Origin of the sequence: Nocardioides panacis (assembly GCF_019039255.1) — a bacterium.
Lineage (GTDB): Bacteria > Actinomycetota > Actinomycetes > Propionibacteriales > Nocardioidaceae > Nocardioides_B > Nocardioides_B panacis.
The window spans coordinates 1,995,076-2,011,613 of record NZ_CP077062.1 but is presented as its reverse complement, the minus strand read 5'-3'; the positions used below and the strand labels follow the sequence as shown (position 1 = coordinate 2,011,613).

Below are 16,538 nucleotides of genomic sequence, written 5' to 3'. Positions count from 1 at the left end.
CGATCGAGGCACCGGCGGCCGTCGAGGTGGTCCCGACACACGCCGGGGCGCTGTGCCGGGTGCTGACCGGAGACGGCCGCGGGCCTCTGCCGCCCCCCAGGACGGTGCCCCGTGCCCGTCACAGTTAGGTCCCGGGCGTCCCGGCGGATCGGCTACGGGTGGCGCGCCGCACTGGTCGCGACCGTGGTCGCCGCCGGTCTCTGGACCGCGACCCGGCACGTCGCCGGCGTCACGTGGGGCCAGGTGGCCCACCAGCTCGGGCAGGTCTCCGGAGGACGCCTCGGCCTTCTCGCCCTGGTCTGGTTGTCCGGACTCACGATCTACGCGGTGGTGCTGTCGGCGGCCCTGCCCGGCCTCGGCGTCCGGAGAGGCCTGCTGCTCAACCTCACCGGCAGCGCGGTGTCCAACGTGGTGCCGCTGGGCGGTGCCGTCGGCACCGCGCTGAACTGGCGGATGGTCACCCGGTGGGGGCACACCAACGCCTCCTTCGTGGCGTACTGCGTGCTCACCAATGCGCTGGACGTCCTGACCAAGCTCGCGCTGCCCCTCGTGGCAGTGGGGGTCCTGGTCCTGCAGCCCGGCGACGTCCCTCGGACGTTGTGGACGATCTCGCTGGCGTGCGGGATCGCCGCGTCCACTCTCGGCGGGGCGGGTGTCCTGGCGCTCAGGACCGGGCCGCCGACCGGCGGGCGCCGGCTGCGCGCACGGCTGGGTCGCCCGCTGCGTGACTCCGCGTCGCTGATCCGGAGGGCGCTGAACGACGGGTGGCCACGGATGCTGGTCGGCAGCACGGCGTACATCGCCTCGCAGGTCCTGCTGCTCGACCTCAGCCTGCGCACGGTGGGTCTGCGTCCGGCGCTGTCCGTCGTGCTCGTGGCCGCCGCCCTCGAGCGGCTGGGCACCCTGCTGCCGGTCACGCCGGGCGGTGCCGGCGTGGCGGAGATCGGCGTGATCGCGTGGCTGGTGGCGACGGGGTTGGACCCTGCCTCCGTGGTCGCCGGCGTCGTCCTCTACCGGGTGTTCCTCGTCGTCATGGAGATCCCGGTGGGCGGAGCGCTCCTGGGTGGCTGGGCCTGGCGCCAGCGCCAGCGCGCGGCGGGCCTCGCGGAGGTGGGTGCATGAGGATCCTGCACGTCACCGACCACTACCCACCGGTCACCGGTGGCATCGAGCTGCACGTCGCCGACCTGGCCGCGCGTCAGGAGGCGGCCGGCCACACCGTGCGCGTGCTCACGTCCACGCCGTCCCGTGCGGAGGGCCGGTGGTCCGACGACTCCGGGCCGGTCGAGGTGCTTCGTGCGCGATCACTGTCGGAGGGCTGGCGGACCGGGACGAGCGACGTGGACGTCGTCCATGCCCATGTCTCGGTGGTGGCGCCGTTCACCGCACCGGTGGCGGCTGCCCTCGCCCGGCGCGGCGTCCCGACGGTCGTCACGGTCCACTCGCTGTGGAACGGTCTCGGTCCGCTGCCGACCTGGGCGGCCGCGCTGGCCGGGCTGCGCAGCGCTCCGGTCACGTGGAGCGCGGTGAGCCGGCTCGCCGCCGGGCAGGTGGCCCCCCGGTTGCGCGCCGGTACGTCGGTCCAGGTCCTCCCGAACGCAGTGGACGCGGCACCTCGCGCGAGCACGCCCCCGGTCCACGACAGCGTCCGGATCGTCAGCACCCTGCGGCTGGCCGCTCGCAAGCGCCCGCTCGAGCTGCTCCGGATCTTCGACCGGCTGCAGGCCTCGGCCGCCCTGCCGGTCGAGCTGGTCCTGGTCGGCGACGGCCCTCTGCGGCCCCGGGTGGAGCACGAGGTACGCCGACGCGGCCTCGGTCACCTCGTCACGCTGCGGGGGGGCGTCGACAACCCGACCGTGCGGAGGATCCTGGCCGAGAGCGACGTGTACGTCGCACCAGCGCGGCTCGAGTCCTTCGGGCTCGCGGCCCTCGAGGCGCGCGCCGTCGGCCTCCCGGTGGTCGGGCTCGCGACGACCGGTCTGACCGAGTTCGTCCGCGACGGCGTGGAGGGGCTGCTGGCCCACGACGACCGGGGACTGCGGGACGCGGTGGCCCGCCTGGTCCGCGAACCGGCGCTGCGGACCCGGATCAGCGAGCACAACCGCACGGTCCCGAGCACCCACACCTGGCCCCGCGCGCTGCATCTCCACGACCGGACCTACGAGACCGCCGTCGAGGCACGCCCCCGGACGCTCCGCGAGGTGGTCGCACCATGAGCCCCGACCCGCGGACCTTCACCCTCGTGTCGTTCCACGCCCACCCCGACGACGAGACGCTGCTCACCGGCGGCCTCCTGGCGCGGGCGGCCCGCGACGGGCACCGCGTCGTCCTCGTCACGGCCACCGACGGCGAGCGCGGGTTGGCCGGTGCCGCCGACGGTGCGGGTCCGGCCCTTGCCAGCACCCGTGGCGACGAGCTCGACGCCGCGGCACGTGCGCTCGGCGTCCACCGCGTCGTCCGGTTCGGGCTGCCGGACTCCGGGCTGCACCCCGACCCGGCGGACACCGACTGCTTCGCCCACCGTGACGTCGAGGACGTCGCCGCCCTGCTCGTCCAGGTGCTGGACGAGGAGCACGCCGACGTGCTCACCATCTACGACGCCCAGGGCGGCTACGGGCATCCCGACCATGTCCAGGTGCACCGCGCCGGCACGCGGGCGGCGGGACTCGCCGGCACCCCGGTCGTGCTGGAGGCCACGCTGCCCGGCCGGGGCTTCCGGGGGCTGCTGCGGGCGCTGCACCTGGTGGGTCATCCGCTGGGCCGGTCCGCGCCCTACGGCACCGCAGGCGTCTTCGCCGACCCGCACACGATCACCCACCGGGTGCGCGTGGGCGCCGTGGCCCGGGACAAGCGTGCGGCCATGGCAGCGCACTCCTCGCAGCGCCGGGGCCCCGGCCCCCGGCGGCTGATCGACCACCTCGCCGCGCTGCCCCTGCCGGTGTTCGCCGCGTTGCTCGGTCACGAGTGGTACGTCGAGCAGGGCCGCCCGGCGCCCGACCGGGTCGGCGACGTCTTCGCGTCGCTGCGGGCGCGCACCCCGTCGGCACGCCCGTGAACGGCGCCTCGAAGTGGCGGGCGACGTGGTCGCTGGTCGCGACGTGCGGCATCGGCCTCGGAATGCTCGAGTGGGGCCCCGGAGTCGCCCTCGGCTGCCTGGCCGCCGTGACCGTCGTGGCCACCGCCGTCGTGCTGGCCACGAGAAGCCTGCGGGGCACCCGGGCCGCCCCGGACGGCGACCCCCGCGCGGTGCTGCGGCCCGGCCTGGCAGCCGCCGCCGCGGTCGTCGGCTACTGGGCGGTCGCCCGCCTCGCTCCGGCCCTCGCCCTGCTGCTCCTGACGCTCGTCCTTGTCACCTCCCCGGTGGCCTGGCGCCTCGTGCGCCGACTGCGCGGTCGCGGCCCGACGACCGGGGGAGGCGCCGCCGTCCGCCCCGCCGGGGCCGCCCCACGAGCCGTGCGCCGCCCGGGGCCCCGGGCCGCGGCCGAGCCACCGCCCACCCCGGGCCGGACCGGGGCCCCGCCCCAGGCACCGTCGTCGCACCGACCGCAGCCGCGGGGCCTCGACGACGGGACGCTGTGCCGTCTGTGGCGGCAGTCGTTCTGGGACCTGACCGGCGAGAGCACGGCGACCGGGCGCCTCGAGATCGTCGCCTGGCGGCAACGCTGCCTCGACGAGATCGAACGGCGGGACGCGCGGGCGCTGCACGCGTGGCTCGCAAGCGGTGCCCGTGCTTCTGGTGGACCGGAGAAGTTCCTGCGACACCGATCCCCGGGCACCACCGATGCTGCCTGACCACGTCGAGGAGCCCTCTCCCGTGCCCGTCCCTCGCTCCGACGTCGACGCCGGAGGCCCGGGCCGTGCGTCCGTCGTACGACTGTGGTCGCTGGTGGCCGCCTTCGTCCTGGTCACCCTGGTCCGCTCGCTGCAGACCGGCATCCCGCTGCGCGACCCGAACGGCGCGATCCTCGCGCGGCGGGTCCTGCTGACCCTCGGCATCTTCGTCGTGCTGCTCGCGGTGGACGCGGTACGACGTGCTCCGGCCGGCTCGCGCACCCGGGCGCGCGCCGTCCTGCTGACCCTCCGTCACCGGTGGGGTGCACGACGCCTGCTGCTCGCCGCGGGCGCCCTCGGGGCCTACCACGTCGTCTACTTCTGCTACCACAACCTGAAGAGCTGGGACGTGCTGAACCGGCCGCGCGACCGGCTGCTGCTGGGGTGGGACCGCTGGCTGTTCCTCGGGCACAGTCCCGCCGTCCTGCTGCACGACCTGCTCGGCCAGGGCGTGGCGACCTACGTCCTGGTCGGCGTCTACGAGTCCTTCTCGACCCTGGTGTCGGTCTCGTTCGTCGCCGCAGTCGTCCTGCCCGACCGGATCCGCGACGGGTATGCGTTCATCACCTCGTTCGTGTGCGTGTGGATCCTGGGGGTCGCCTCCTACTACGCGATCCCGTCCCTCGGCCCCTTCCACTCGGCGCCGGGCGAGTTCGCGGGTCTCCCGCACACCCTGGTGCAGGACACCCAGACCCTGTACCTCGCTCAGCGGACCCGGCTCCTGGCCGACCCGTCGGCGCACGACGCGTTCGCCCAGGTCTCCGCGTTCGCGAGCCTGCACGTCGGCGTGACGACCGTGATCGTGCTGATGGCCTGGCGGCTGGGCCTGCGCCGGCTCGCCGCCGTCCTCACCGTGTTCTTGTGCGGCACGATCGTGGCCACGGTGTACCTGGGCTGGCACTTCTTCGTGGACGACCTCGTCGGACTCGGCATCGCCCTGGTGAGCGTGGCCGCCGCCCTGCGGATCGTGCCGCTCGACGGGACCTGGCCGAGAGTCTTCCGACCCGCCCGGTCCGACGGCCCTCCCGCCGGGGGTCGCGGCCGGCGGGAGCGGCCCCGGTGACACACGGTCAGGCACTCTTCAGCTGCGGGGGAGCAAGGCGGGGAACAGCGCTCCTTCTCCCCGGGCTTCCCTGAGATCCCCACCATGAGGGGCGCCAGCACGCCCACCTCGACGGCACGCGTGAGGCCGCGGTCCGGCGCAGACGTCACCGGGCGTACCCGAGACCCTCCGACGCACGGCGCCCCGTCGCGCTCGACGCTGCTCGTGCATGGCTCATGTGTGCTCCCCGGGTTCCGAGACGGATGGCTGCAGGGCCGCCGGGTCTGGGACGACATTTCCTGATATATCCCCACACTGGGCGCGTCTCCCGGATTCCGGATCCTTGCCCTCCTTGGGGGCGGCTCTGGGCGGATGCCGGACCTGCGAGGGCTTCCGGTGACGCGGCGGAACGGGCAGGATCGGGAGCAGGAGAGCGCGAAGCACGCGACGTGCCAGCAGTCCTGCTCCGGCGTCGTAGCGCAGAGGTCGCGCCGTTCACGGGGAACGGGGAAGTCACGATGGTCAATCTCATGCAGTCCGCCCGAACCACCCAGCCGGTGCATTCCACCGACCCTGCGCCGTCCGGTGCCCCGGGCAGCGACGGCACGCTCGAGCGGTTGCTGCTCGAGGCTCAGAAGGTCGAGGCGCGCGCGAAGGTCCAGGCAGCCCAGCAGCCGGGTCGTGCCGCGTTCGCGCCGGGTCCGGGCGGGGACGCGCCTCGAGGCGAGGTAACCCTGGGCGCCCGGGCCGGATCCCTGGCGTCGTGGCTGACCCACCAGGTCCTCGCCGACACCGCGGAGCAGATCGCCCTCGCAGTCCGCGCTGCGCATCCGCAGGACCAGACCGAGTGGCGGGTGCTGGTCACCGGCGACATGAACGTCTTGAGCAGCGACGTCCAGGCCCGGTCCGTGCGCGACGCCCTCACCAGGAGGAAGGCGGAGCTCGGTCACCTCCTGAGCGCCACCAAGCAGGCCGCGACCGAGCTCGACCGGGCCGTGTCCCGCTACGCCCGCGCCGAGAGCAACGACGGTCACGGCAGCCGCTCGGGTGACCGACCGGTCGAGCTCGACGTCGTGCGACCGTCCGTCGCCGACAACGGAGCCGGGGGGAGCACGGAACCGCGGGAGACGGGGACGCCGACCGGAACGGCCGCGGGACCGGTGCAGGCGGCCGCAGACGTGGTCGGCCTGGTCGCCACCGACTTCACCGTCCTCGCCACCGAGGTGCCCGTGGAGACCTCGCTGCTCGCGGTCCTCGCCACCGGTGCGCTGAGCCCCGGAGGGCTCCTGGTCCGGGAGACGTTCGACCCGGCCTCCCAGGCTGTCATCCGTGCGGTGACGGACTCCTTCGCGCAGGCGGCAGCGAAGCCGGATGTCGCCCCGGGGCGGGTGCAGCAGGCCGCGAGAAGGGCGTTCAACCAGGCGCAGCACGCCGCGCGCGCGCAGGTGACGTCCAGGGCGGAAAAGATCCAGGTGAAGCTGGACTCGTTCGCGGCGATCGCCGAGCACAGCTCCACGTTCACCCTGGTGAGCGTCCTGGCGGCGAAGCTGGACGAGCTCGACGCGGCCACCCTGGAGCTGCGCAAGAAGCTCGCACCGGTCGCAGCCGATCTCGCCGACCGTCGTGCACAGCTCGACAAGGCCCGGCAGGACTGGGCGAACACCCTCACCGACCCCCGGGTGCCCGACCCGGGGGCGAGCGCGCTCAAGGCCGACGTGGACATGCTCACCGGGGAGATCGCCTCCCGCGAGCGGGCCGTCGGGCCCGCTCGCGCCGTGCTGGACCATGCCCTGGCGGCCGCTGCCGTCGCACGCACCGACCTGACCGCGGCGTCCACCCCCGACGCGACCGGCCTGTCCCCGGTCGCCCGCGCCTGCGCGCGGGAGGCGCTGCACGGGATCGGTGCGATCACGCACGTGCTGTACGTGCAGACCGCTCAGGCCGGGGCCGACGTGATCACGCGCCGCTCGGTCCTGGGCTCCTCGGCGCGGGTGTCGTACCTCGGCGGGGTGACCGCAGCGTGGGCACTGCTGGATGTCGCGACGGGAGCCGTGGTCACCGGCGGCGCAACCGAGCGCGCCCGCCAGCTCACCCATGACCTGACCACCGGCCGGACCTCACAGGTGACCGACCTGGCACCGGACGCCAAACGGCTCTCCCGCGACCCGCTGGCGACCTGGGAGACCCTGTTCCGGGTGGCTGTCCTGCTCCTTGCCGCCACGATCGTGCTGCTCGGGGTGGTGGGGTCCGTGGCGCTCCTGCGGTCGACGTTCCCCTAGGCCCGAGGTCGCCGCAGCTCGCGTGCCCGGCACCGGCCGAGCGCGGTCAGGAGAGCTCGGACGCCTCCGAGGGCGCCCGAGCGGTCTGCGGCCGTGCGTCCTCACCCGCTCGGCCCGGGTCGACCGCGTCCGCCGGAGCGAGCGCCGTCTTCAGCTTCTCGATGCCCCGTGACGAGTGGCTCTTGACGGTGCCGGTCGCGATGCCGAGCTCGCGGGCGGTCTCGTCGACCGACAAGCCCAGCCAGTGCCGCAGCACGACCACCCGACGTTGCATGAGGGGCAGGTCCTGCAGTGCCTCGAACAGCGCCGACCGCTCCTCGGTCGGCAGCTCCCGCCGCGCGACCGGGTCGTGCCCGTCGAGTCCCGACCGCTCCCGCCGCCAGGGTCGTCGGCTCTCGTCGATGTTGGCCCGCACGATGATCTGCCGGACGTAGGCCTCCTCACGACCGTCCTGGTGCAGCCGCGGCCAGGCGACGTACAGCTTGACCAGCGAGGTCTGCAGCAGGTCGTCGGCGAGGTGCCAGTCGCCGCACACCGCGTAGGCGATACGTCGGAGATGGACCTGTCGGGCCGCCACGAAGGTGCTGAACTCGTCGTCCCTCGAAGCCCGGCTCATCGCAGTCCCGTGCCCGAGGCGTACCGGGCGCGTGCGCCGGACAGGAGCTCTGCGAAGGTGGCGCCCACGATGTCGTCGGGAGGAGTGGTGATCACGTCGAGCGTCCCGTCGATCACTCTCCACACCACGAAGTAGCTGCCCTTCTCGCCGGCGACCGAGATGACAGCCGCGCCCGTCGTGGCTCCCCGCGGGGCGAAGTCGGGGCCGAGCCGCGGGTCGTCGGTGCGGTTGAGGACCCGGGTGCCCGTGGTCGGGACGACCTCTCCCCGGTCATCGAGCCGGAAGGTGTCCGGCCAGCCGCTGCCTCCGTCCGCGGCGACCTGGTCGGCGACGTAGGCGGCGAAGCTTGCCCAACCGTTGCTGGGGGTCGAGGAGGACACGGTGATGCCCTGGGGCATCGGGTGCTTCTCCAGGATCAGCCACTGCCGCCGGCCCCTCCAGGTGACGTCGAGCGCGTCGGAGAGCGCCGGCGGCTCGAACCCGTAGGGATTGCGGATGTGCTCGTGGACGATCACCTTCGGCCGGACCTCGAGCGTGCCGTCGACGTAGCGGACCAGCTCTCCGCGCGGCCAGGGCGTCTCGGCGGGGGGCCGGGAGGGGTCGTTCGTGGCCGGCGAGACGCTCGGGGTTGCCGCGAGGACCGGCTTCCCGGCCACCCGGTCGGAGCCGGTCGGGGAGCTGGGCAGGACAGCGTACGCACTCGTGACCAGCACCACGGCCGCCGCGAGCCCGGCGCCCCCGACGGCCACCCGGCGTCGTACCAGGGCGCGGCGGCCGCCCGCGACGTGCCTCCGGACGGGTGGGAGAGGGGGACCGTCGCCGAACGACCGGTCGAGCTCCTCCTGCAACGTGCCCATCGCGCCTCCTGGAGTCCAGCCTCTCATCGGGATACGCAGCGGCCCGGTGATCGGTTGTCAGGCCGGCCCGCCCGGCCCAGGAGCGTTGCCTCTCCGTCGCTCAGCCGCCGGCGCGCAGCAGCCCGACGAGACCGTGGGACTCACCACCGGGACCGGCGCTGAACAGGACGTCCGAGGTGCCGCCCGCGGTGCCGTTGCCGGGCAACAGACCCCACAGCCCGTCGATGGTGAGCGGGCTGCCCGCCGCGTTGCGCAGCGTCGCGAGCACGCGTCCGGTGCGCTGGTTCACGACGTGGATCCTGCCGTTGCCGAAGTTGCCGACCAGAAGCCTGCCCGCGAACCCGCCGAACCCGGTCGGTGCGACCGCCATCCCCCACGGCGAGTCGAGCACGCCGCGCCGGAGCAGCGAACGCTGGAAGTGGCCGTTGTCGGTGAACACGTCGACGAACCCGTGGCCGCGCCCGGGCACGTCGTCCTGCTTGGCCGGATCCTGCTTGGCGTAGGACACGTACACGCGGTTGCCGAGACTGGCCACGTTGAACGGCGCGTAGCCGGCCGGGATGCCGTGGTTCCGGAAGGCCGAGGACATGCGCACCCGGGCGAAGTGGCTGTTGAACACGTCGATCCGGTCACGACCGAAGTTGGCGGCGAGCAGGAAGGGCCTGCCCTTCATCGTCACCATCGCCAGCCCCTTGTAGACGGTGTTCCCGGTGTGCGCCACCGGCACTGCCTGGGTGAGGGTTCCGGTCTTGTTCCAGGCGGTCAGCGAGCCGTGCTCGCCCGCGAAGATGAACAGCGCCGGTCCGGTCTTGCCGTGGGTGGACAGCACGAACCGGCTCGCGGGGTTGTACACGACACCGGTCGGTGCTCCACCCCCGGGGATGCTGACCGTCAGCGGGACCTTGGCCGGCGGGCTGCCGGGAGCCGTCGCTCCGGAGTACAGCGTGGAGGTGTTCGTCCCGTTGTCGGACACCCACAGGGGGGCTCGTCGGCGCGAGCGCGAGGCCCCAGGAATTGACCAGCGAGGGGTCGGTGACCGGCGCCCGGCCCGCCTGGTCGGACACCATCGTCACGACGTGGAAGGGGTGCGAGCCGGCACGCACGGCCCCCGGGGCCGCCGGGACGGCGGTGAACGAGGCGACCGCCGCGACGGCGGCGACTCCGACACCGACACCGACGAGCAGGGTCGACGATCGTGGGCGGGAGTGACTGGACATGCATCCTCCAGGGCCTCGGCAGCGCACCCGTGTGACGCGTTGCGGGCCACTCTGGACTCACGGTCCCGGCGCCGGGAGGGTTCAACCGGGCGGTCGGCCGTCCGCCCCTGCGAACAGGTGCTTCGTCGATCCCGGGGCACAACGTGTTGCCGGCCCGGTGCGCACCGACCCCGACCGTGCCCGGCCGTCGCCGCGTGGGCATGATCGTGGCCATGACCACGCGTCGCGGGCTCTTCGTCGCCCCTTTCGATGCCCTGGCCGACCCGCGGGTGATCGCCGATCTGGCGGCCACCGCCGAGGCGTCCGGCTGGGAGGGCTTCTTCGTCTGGGACCACCTCCAGTACGGCGAGCGGGTCACCGCGATCGCCGACGTGTGGACCTGTTGCGCGGCGATCGCGATGCGGACCGAGAAGCTGCAGTTCGGGCCGATGGTCACCCCGCTGGCGCGGCGCCGGCCACAGGTCCTGGCCCGGCAGGCAGCGAGCCTGGCGGTGCTGTCAGGTGGCCGGTTCGTGCTCGGCCTGGGGCTGGGCGACGACTGGGTGGGGGAGTTCAGCGCCTTCGGGGACGAGCCGGACCCGAGAGCCCGCGGCCGGATGCTCGACGAGGGGCTCGAGGTCCTCACCGGCCTCCTGGCCGGCCGGCCGGTGGACCACGACGGAGCTCACTACGCCGTCCGCGAGGTCCGCTTCCGCCCCGCACCGGACGTGCCGATCTGGCTGGCCGGGCGGTTCGGCAACCGGGCGCCGCTGCGCCGGGCCGCGCGGCATCAGGGCTTCTTCGTCATCGGCCTGGACCGGCCCGAGGACCTGGACGACGTGGTCGGCGGCCTGAGCGAGCACTCCCCGGCACCGGGCTTCGAGGTGGTGGTCGACGTACGGCCTGAGCAGGACCCCGCACCGTGGCTGGACCGTGGCGCCTCGTGGGTGCTGACCCGGATCGGCCCGTTCGACCTCGACCTCGAGGAGGTCCGGCGGATCGTCGAAGCGGGCCCCTGACCGGTCAGGCCGATCCACGCGTCTGCGAGGCGGGTGACACCGAGCCTTCCCGGCTGTCCTCGGCCCTCCTCATGGGCCGCCGCCGCCGAGCCAGCGCGACCGGGGCGCGCCCGACGAGAACGGCGAGCGCGAGGCCGAGGATGCCGAGCAGGACCGTCCGCCAGGACCGGTGCCGGCTGCCGAGGTGGAGGCCGCCGGCCGGGTAGCCGACCATCTTGGCGGTCGTGAGGGCGGTGGCGCCGTCGGTGTGGTCCGCCAGGTCCTGGAGGGCGGCGGCGAACCCACCCCCGCCGGGCCCGTCCGGACCGGAGCGGTCGGCGAGCCGTTCGACGGCGAGGTGCCGGTTGTCGGCCCACGCACGCAGTCGTGCGTCGAACGCGCCGGATGTGCGTGTTCCGGGGACGAGCACACGCGTCAGGTGGGGGGCGTGCACGAGGCGGGTGGTGAGCAGGACGAGGCCGTGCTGGGTGCGGACGGTGTCGCCGGGGCCGAGAGCGACGGTGCGTGCCGCGGCGGACTGGCTGTACACCTCGAACGCGGCCGTCGCGTCCAGCTCCCCGACGCCGTCACGCAGGGCGACACCGACAGTCGGCCGGAACCACGGCATCACGTAGTCGAGCCCGACGGGCCAGTCGGAGCCGGTGAAGTGGTCCGCGGCGATGGAGGTCGTCTCGGTCGGGGTCCATCGGAGCTCCGGGTGCAGGTCCGCGACGCGTTGCGCCTCGGCGGGTCCGGCGAGCTCGGCAACGAGGTGCAGAGCGGCGGGCACGCCGGAGGTGACGGCAGCGGAGGTGGTGACGGACCCGTCCTCGACGTACCGGCGACCGCGCACCCAGTGCACGCGGGGATGGTCGGCCTCGAGGGCGTGGATCCGGGACCAGTGGCTGGTGGCGTGGAGCCCGTCGAGCATCCCGGTGGCGGCGAGGACGAGCGACCCGGTGCACACCCCGAGGACTCGCGCGCCGTCGTCGTGCTGGCGGGTCACCCACGTCCGCAGGGGTGCCTCGCTGCTGCCGCTCGGTCGGGTGAGGGCGGGCACGACGACCAGGTCGGGGGTCAGTGCAGGGTTCGCGTCGACGTCGGCGAACGTGTAGGTCGGCAGGACGGCCGGACCGCCCTCCAGCGGGGCGGGGCCGGCGTCGGCCGCGGCGACGTAGGTCCGGAAGGCGGGGGAGCTGGAGAAGATGTCGTACGGCGCGAGCAGGTCGCTGGCGATGGTGCCGCCGGTACCGACGACGAACGCGACCACCAGCCGTCGGCCGTTCTGCCCGCTCACGTCGCCCGCGAGGCTGCCCGGCCCGGTGGACGGGACCGCCGTCGAGGCAGCGGGATGCGACCGGGTGGGGACGGGCTGGTGCATGCTTCGCGTGGTGACGACTGCCCCGGCGACGGCGACGCCGGCCAGGGTCGCGAGCGCCACGGTGAGAGTCAGGATCGTCGTCAGGACACGACGGGGCCAGGGGTTCACGGTGCTCCTTCGGGACGGGTGGGGCCGTTCAGTGGAACGGGGATCGGGTCCACTCTGGCCGGGCCGCCGGGTGGTCGACCCGGTCAAAGTGCCGGGATGCCGCGCAGGGCGTACGCAGGCGTCGGCGCGGCAGGGCACGGTACGGTCGCGACGTGCTGCATGGGCGAGACGTCGAGCTGGCGCGCCTGGCGGCGCTCGTCGACGACGCACGGCACGGCACGGCCGGCAGTGTCGTGGTGCACGGGGAACCGGGCGCGGGGAAGTCCGCCCTCCTGAGGGAGGCGTTGTCGAGCGCGGACGACGTACGGGTGCTGCGGACCCAGGGGCTGGAGTCGGAGTCTCCGCTGGCGTTCGCGGCGCTCCACCGTCTGCTGCGACCCGTTCTCGACCTGGTCGCGAGGCTCCCGGCTCCGCAGGCGCACGCGCTGCGGGTCGCGTTCGGGCAGGAGACCGGCACCGCCGAGCCGTTCCTGGTGGGGGTGGCGACCCTGTCGATGCTCACCGAGGCGGCCGAGGATCAGCCGGTGGTCTGCGTCGTGGACGACGCGCACTGGCTCGACTCCGCCTCCGCCGACGCGTTGCTGTTCGCGACCAGACGCCTGGACGCCGACCCGGTCGCGGTGGTGTTCGCGGCCCGCGACAGCGACGCCCGGACGTTCGCGCCGGACGGGGTCCCGTCCGTGCGGCTGTCGGGCCTCGACGCGGCGTCGGTGCGCGCGCTGCTGGCCGAGAACGTCCCGGTCGCGGTGCCGATCCAGGTCAGCGACCGCCTCGTCGCGGAGACCGGCGGGAACCCGCTCGCGCTCGTCGAGCTCCCGACCGTCCTGAGCGAGGCCCAGCTCGACGGATCTGCCGCGCTCCCCCCGCAGCTGCTGCTCACCTCTGGGGTCGAACGGGTATTCCTGGACCGGTGCCGTCGGCTCAGCGACCCCGCCCAGACGGTGATGCTGGTCGCGGTCGCCGACGACACCGGCCGGCTGATCGACGTCCAGGTCGCCGCGGCCGCCCTCGGCGTCGGCCCGGACGCGGTCGCGGAGGCCGAGCGGTCCGGGTTGCTGGTCCTCAGCGGTGACACCGTCACGGTCCGGCACCCGCTCGTCCGGTCCGCTGTCTACCAGGCCGCCACCGGCCTCGAGCGTCGTCGGGCACACCGCGCGTTGGCGGACGCCCTGGACGGCGTGGGGGACTCCGACCGGGCGACCTGGCACCGCGCGGCGGCCGCCGACGGACCGGACGAGAACCTGGTGGCCGCCCTCGACCAGGTCGGCGCACGCGCCGGGCGACGTGGCGGCTACCGGGCAGCCGCCGACGCGCACGAACGGGCCGCCGACCTGACCGTCGACCCGCACGCCAAGGCCGGTCGCCAGCTTGCCGCCGCCCGCAACGCGTGGGCGTCGGGCCAGACCGCCCGGGCCTCCACGCTGCTGGGGGCGGCTCGCGAGCGCGCCGACGACCCGCTGCTGCTCGCGGACGTCGACCGGCTGCGCGGCCGCATCGCCGTCAACCTCGGGTCGGCGGCCGACGCGCACCGGATCTTCACCCGGGCCGCCGAGCAGGTGGCTGCCCACGACCCGGTCCGCGCCCTGGAGATGGCCGTGGCTGCCGCGATCGCGCACAGCCACGGCATCGACAGCGGGGCGAGGTTGGGCGCGGAGACCATCGACGTCGGTGTCTCGCCGCACGACACGCCACGCACCAGATGTCTCAAGCAGCTCCTGGTGAGCACCCGGCTCGACATCGCCGGGGACCGGGCCGCCGCCCTGAGAGAGCTGCGCATCGCACAGCAGACGGCTCTCGGTGCCGGCGACACCCTCGCCGACCTCGACCTGCTCGGGAACCTCGCGAACGCTGCCCTGCACCTCGGTGACGACGAGTCGCACCGTCGGTTCTACGCCCTGATGCTGTCCACGGCCCGGGAGAACGGCGACGGGATGGCCGTCCTGTACGCCCTCCAGCGCGTCCCGTTCAGCCAGTACGTGGGCGGACAGTGGGCGGCTCTGCGGAACTCCTCCGAGGAGGCCGTCACGCTCGCTCTCAGCGTCGGGCAGGTGGCAGCCACGGCGGCGCCACGGGCGTGGCTGACGCTGCTCGCCGCGCTCGAGGGCCGCCCCGACTACGACGAACGGCTCGCGGTCCTGGAGGACCTGGTGGCCGCGCACCCGCCGGTCGGCATCCTCGCCCAGCCGGTCGAGGACCTGACCCGGTGGGCGAAGGCCGTCCGGGCTTTGCTCGCGGGGGACGCTGCCGGGGCCCTGCACCACTTCCGCCGGATGGCGGCGGCCTCGCGGCCGATGCAGCTGCCCGCCCTGATGTTGATGTCCGCCCAGGACCGTGTCGACGCCGCCGTCGGCGCTGACGACCACACCCAGGCAGCGGCCTGGGTGGCGGACCTCGAGGTGCTCGCCGCCGGCACCGATCTCCCGTGGGTGCACGCTGCCACCGCGTTCGGTCGCGCCAGGACGTCCGAGCACGGTGACGCGAGCGGGGGAGACCGGGTTCCCGAGCTGTTCGAGACCTCGCTCGCCCACCATGCCGCCGCCCACCGTCCCTACGACCGCGCCCGCGTCCAGCTGGGCTACGGCCAGTACCTGCGTCGCAGCCAGCGGCGGGTCGACGCCCGCATCCAGCTCCGGGCGGCACTGGACACGTTCGAGGACCTGCACGTCGAAGCGCTCGTCGAACGTGCGGCCCAGGAGCTGCGCGCGTCCGGGGAGTCGGCCCGCAGGCGCGACCCCTCCACCCTTCTCGACCTCACCCCGATGGAGCTGAAGGTGGCCGCACTGGTCAGCCAGGGCCTGTCGAACAAGGACGTCGCCGCCCAGTGCTGGGTGTCGCCGCGCACGGTCGCGTTCCACCTGCGCAACGTGTTCACCAAGACCGGCGTCACCTCCCGGGGCGAGCTCGTCCACCTCGGCCTCGACGACCCCGCACCGGTGCCCGCGTAGCCCGCGCGGGACGCGACTCGGTCGGCGCGCGGTTCGCCGATGCCCCGAACACGCATCCGATGCCCTATCGTGGGTCCTGTTGAAGGGATGGCTCTGCAAGCCGTCCTGGCCGCGCACGATGTCGCGGCTTGTGTCTCGTACTCCTGGTCTTCGGTTCGCTGGACATCAGTACAGGTGGATGTCTTCAGCAGCTCGAGGGCGCTGTGCTCTCGGCACGAACAAGGGAAACAACATGACTTCAGGAACCGTCAAGTGGTTCAACGCCGAGAAGGGCTTCGGCTTCATTGCCCAGGACGGCGGCGGCGAGGACGTCTTCGTCCACTACTCCGCCATCCAGTCCGGCGGCTACAAGTCGCTCGATGAGAACCAGAAGGTCGAGTTCGACGTCACCGCCGGCCCCAAGGGCCCGCAGGCCGAGAACGTTCGCGTCTCCTGACCTCACCGAAGAGCCCCGACCGCACACGCGGTCGGGGCTCTTCGTGCGTCGGGTCCCGACGCACGACGCGGCCGGTGCGGTCGCCGCACCCTCTAGACGCCGCGTGAAGCTGTCCGGCGCAGGTCGCGGGCGCGCCGGAGCGTTACCGCGAGCACGACGAGGGCCAGCACCTGTCCGAGCGCGGTGACCGCGACCAGCAACCGGACCGAGACCTCGTACAGGCCACCGGACAGCGCCCCACCCGCCGCCGCCGACACCCCGAGGACGGCGCCGAAGATGCCGTACGCCGTCGCTCGGCGGCCGGGCCCGACCAGGTCCGCGACCGTGGCCCGCAAGGTCGACTCCTGCACCCCGAGCGCAACACCCCACGCGAGCGCGCCGACCGCCGCCTTGGCGGGGGAGCGAACGGCCTTCCCGACCCGTTCGGCGATGACCAGCCCGGACGCCACCCACAACACAGAGGCCAGGCCGAGCAACGGGACGCTGACCACCGTCAGGCCGTAGCCGGCCAACGTCCACGCCCAGAACCGCCCGGTTCGGTCGGTCAGCGGCCCGGAGACCAGCCGCAGCATCAACGACGCCGACTCGCCGACGCCGGTGACGACCCCCACGACCAACGAGGTGGCGCCCAGGGACGCCAGCAACGGCCCGGTGATGGACCTCGCGCCCTCGTAGACGATGTCGGCGAGCATCGCCACGATGCCGAACCAGACCACGAACCGCCACGCCGACATCTGCGAACCGTCCGAGGGCTCGGTCTCGCGGGGCCTCGCCCCGGTGTCCATGACGACGAGTGTGCACGCCACGCCGCGGCCCGCACCGACCGCCCGGTCCGCCCTCCAGGCTTCA

At 73.8% G+C, this 16,538-nt stretch carries 14 protein-coding genes; 9 read left to right on the top strand and 5 right to left on the bottom strand.

Annotated elements, in window-relative coordinates:
• Window positions 1–111 precede the first annotated feature (111 nt).
• From KRR39_RS09795 to KRR39_RS09770, 6 genes are all read left to right on the top strand, one after another.
• Window positions 112–1,122, top strand: coding sequence for a lysylphosphatidylglycerol synthase transmembrane domain-containing protein (locus tag KRR39_RS09795; RefSeq protein WP_216941836.1), 1,011 nt, complete (start codon window positions 112–114; stop codon window positions 1,120–1,122).
• Window positions 1,119–2,216, top strand: a complete 1,098-nt coding sequence (locus KRR39_RS09790; protein WP_216941835.1) for a glycosyltransferase family 4 protein — start codon at window positions 1,119–1,121, stop codon at window positions 2,214–2,216. The genes KRR39_RS09795 and KRR39_RS09790 overlap by 4 nt, the downstream gene beginning before the upstream one ends.
• Complete coding sequence (locus KRR39_RS09785) at window positions 2,213–3,055, top strand: PIG-L deacetylase family protein (RefSeq protein WP_216941834.1); 843 nt, start codon at window positions 2,213–2,215, stop codon at window positions 3,053–3,055. Before KRR39_RS09790 ends, KRR39_RS09785 begins: the two co-directional genes overlap by 4 nt.
• Entirely contained in the window at window positions 3,052–3,792 is a 741-nt protein-coding gene (locus tag KRR39_RS09780) for a hypothetical protein (RefSeq protein WP_216941833.1), read from the top strand. Before KRR39_RS09785 ends, KRR39_RS09780 begins: the two co-directional genes overlap by 4 nt.
• A 22-nt stretch (window positions 3,793–3,814) precedes the next feature.
• The gene (locus KRR39_RS09775) at window positions 3,815–4,894 is read left to right on the top strand and encodes a phosphatase PAP2 family protein (RefSeq protein WP_254185641.1); all 1,080 of its coding nucleotides are present in this window, start codon (window positions 3,815–3,817) and stop codon (window positions 4,892–4,894) included.
• 509 nt (window positions 4,895–5,403) lie between these two features.
• Window positions 5,404–7,152, top strand: a complete 1,749-nt coding sequence (locus KRR39_RS09770) for a hypothetical protein (RefSeq protein ID WP_216941831.1) — start codon at window positions 5,404–5,406, stop codon at window positions 7,150–7,152.
• 46 nt (window positions 7,153–7,198) lie between these two features.
• Here KRR39_RS09770 and KRR39_RS09765 read toward each other — a convergent pair whose 3' ends face one another.
• The 3 genes from KRR39_RS09765 to KRR39_RS09755 all read right to left on the bottom strand — a co-directional run bounded on the left by KRR39_RS09765 (window position 7,199) and on the right by KRR39_RS09755 (window position 9,604).
• Complete coding sequence (locus tag KRR39_RS09765) at window positions 7,199–7,768, bottom strand: SigE family RNA polymerase sigma factor (protein WP_216941830.1); 570 nt, start codon at window positions 7,766–7,768, stop codon at window positions 7,199–7,201.
• Complete coding sequence (locus KRR39_RS09760; protein WP_216941829.1) at window positions 7,765–8,625, bottom strand: hypothetical protein; 861 nt, start codon at window positions 8,623–8,625, stop codon at window positions 7,765–7,767. Before KRR39_RS09760 ends, KRR39_RS09765 begins: the two co-directional genes overlap by 4 nt.
• A gap of 100 nt (window positions 8,626–8,725) precedes the next feature.
• A complete protein-coding gene (locus KRR39_RS09755; RefSeq protein ID WP_302053586.1) occupies window positions 8,726–9,604 on the bottom strand; it encodes a TIGR03118 family protein in 879 nt (292 codons plus the stop codon).
• 450 nt (window positions 9,605–10,054) lie between these two features.
• On the opposite strand from KRR39_RS09755, the gene KRR39_RS09750 reads away from it, so the two are divergent.
• Window positions 10,055–10,840, top strand: a complete 786-nt coding sequence (locus tag KRR39_RS09750) for an LLM class flavin-dependent oxidoreductase (RefSeq protein ID WP_216941827.1) — start codon at window positions 10,055–10,057, stop codon at window positions 10,838–10,840.
• A 4-nt stretch (window positions 10,841–10,844) separates the two neighbouring features.
• Here the strand turns inward: KRR39_RS09750 and KRR39_RS09745 are convergent, their stop codons facing one another.
• A complete protein-coding gene (locus KRR39_RS09745) occupies window positions 10,845–12,308 on the bottom strand; it encodes a DJ-1/PfpI family protein (RefSeq protein WP_216941826.1) in 1,464 nt (487 codons plus the stop codon).
• 152 nt (window positions 12,309–12,460) lie between these two features.
• Between KRR39_RS09745 and KRR39_RS09740 the strand changes: the two genes are divergently transcribed.
• Together KRR39_RS09740 and KRR39_RS09735 are read left to right on the top strand one after the other, a co-directional pair.
• Window positions 12,461–15,253, top strand: coding sequence for a helix-turn-helix transcriptional regulator (locus KRR39_RS09740; protein ID WP_216941825.1), 2,793 nt, complete (start codon window positions 12,461–12,463; stop codon window positions 15,251–15,253).
• A 232-nt stretch (window positions 15,254–15,485) separates the two neighbouring features.
• Window positions 15,486–15,689, top strand: a complete 204-nt coding sequence (locus KRR39_RS09735) for a cold-shock protein (protein ID WP_216941824.1) — start codon at window positions 15,486–15,488, stop codon at window positions 15,687–15,689.
• A 92-nt stretch (window positions 15,690–15,781) separates the two neighbouring features.
• On the opposite strand, the gene KRR39_RS09730 is transcribed toward KRR39_RS09735, so the two are convergent.
• The gene (locus KRR39_RS09730) at window positions 15,782–16,474 is read right to left on the bottom strand and encodes an MFS transporter (protein ID WP_216941823.1); all 693 of its coding nucleotides are present in this window, start codon (window positions 16,472–16,474) and stop codon (window positions 15,782–15,784) included.
• Between the last annotated feature and the right edge of the window lie 64 nt (window positions 16,475–16,538).

Excerpts from the sequence above, each read along its gene's own strand:
- KRR39_RS09790 (WP_216941835.1), top strand. The coding sequence starts at position 1,119 with ATGAGGATCCTGCACGTCACCGACCACTACCCACCGGTCACCGGTGGC.
- KRR39_RS09785 (WP_216941834.1), top strand. The coding sequence starts at position 2,213 with ATGAGCCCCGACCCGCGGACCTTCACCCTCGTGTCGTTCCACGCCCAC.
- KRR39_RS09770 (WP_216941831.1), top strand. The coding sequence starts at position 5,404 with ATGCAGTCCGCCCGAACCACCCAGCCGGTGCATTCCACCGACCCTGCG.
- KRR39_RS09765 (WP_216941830.1), bottom strand. The coding sequence starts at position 7,768 with ATGAGCCGGGCTTCGAGGGACGACGAGTTCAGCACCTTCGTGGCGGCC.
- KRR39_RS09760 (WP_216941829.1), bottom strand. The coding sequence starts at position 8,625 with ATGGGCACGTTGCAGGAGGAGCTCGACCGGTCGTTCGGCGACGGTCCC.
- KRR39_RS09750 (WP_216941827.1), top strand. The coding sequence starts at position 10,055 with ATGACCACGCGTCGCGGGCTCTTCGTCGCCCCTTTCGATGCCCTGGCC.
- KRR39_RS09735 (WP_216941824.1), top strand. The coding sequence starts at position 15,486 with ATGACTTCAGGAACCGTCAAGTGGTTCAACGCCGAGAAGGGCTTCGGC.
- KRR39_RS09730 (WP_216941823.1), bottom strand. The coding sequence starts at position 16,474 with ATGGACACCGGGGCGAGGCCCCGCGAGACCGAGCCCTCGGACGGTTCG.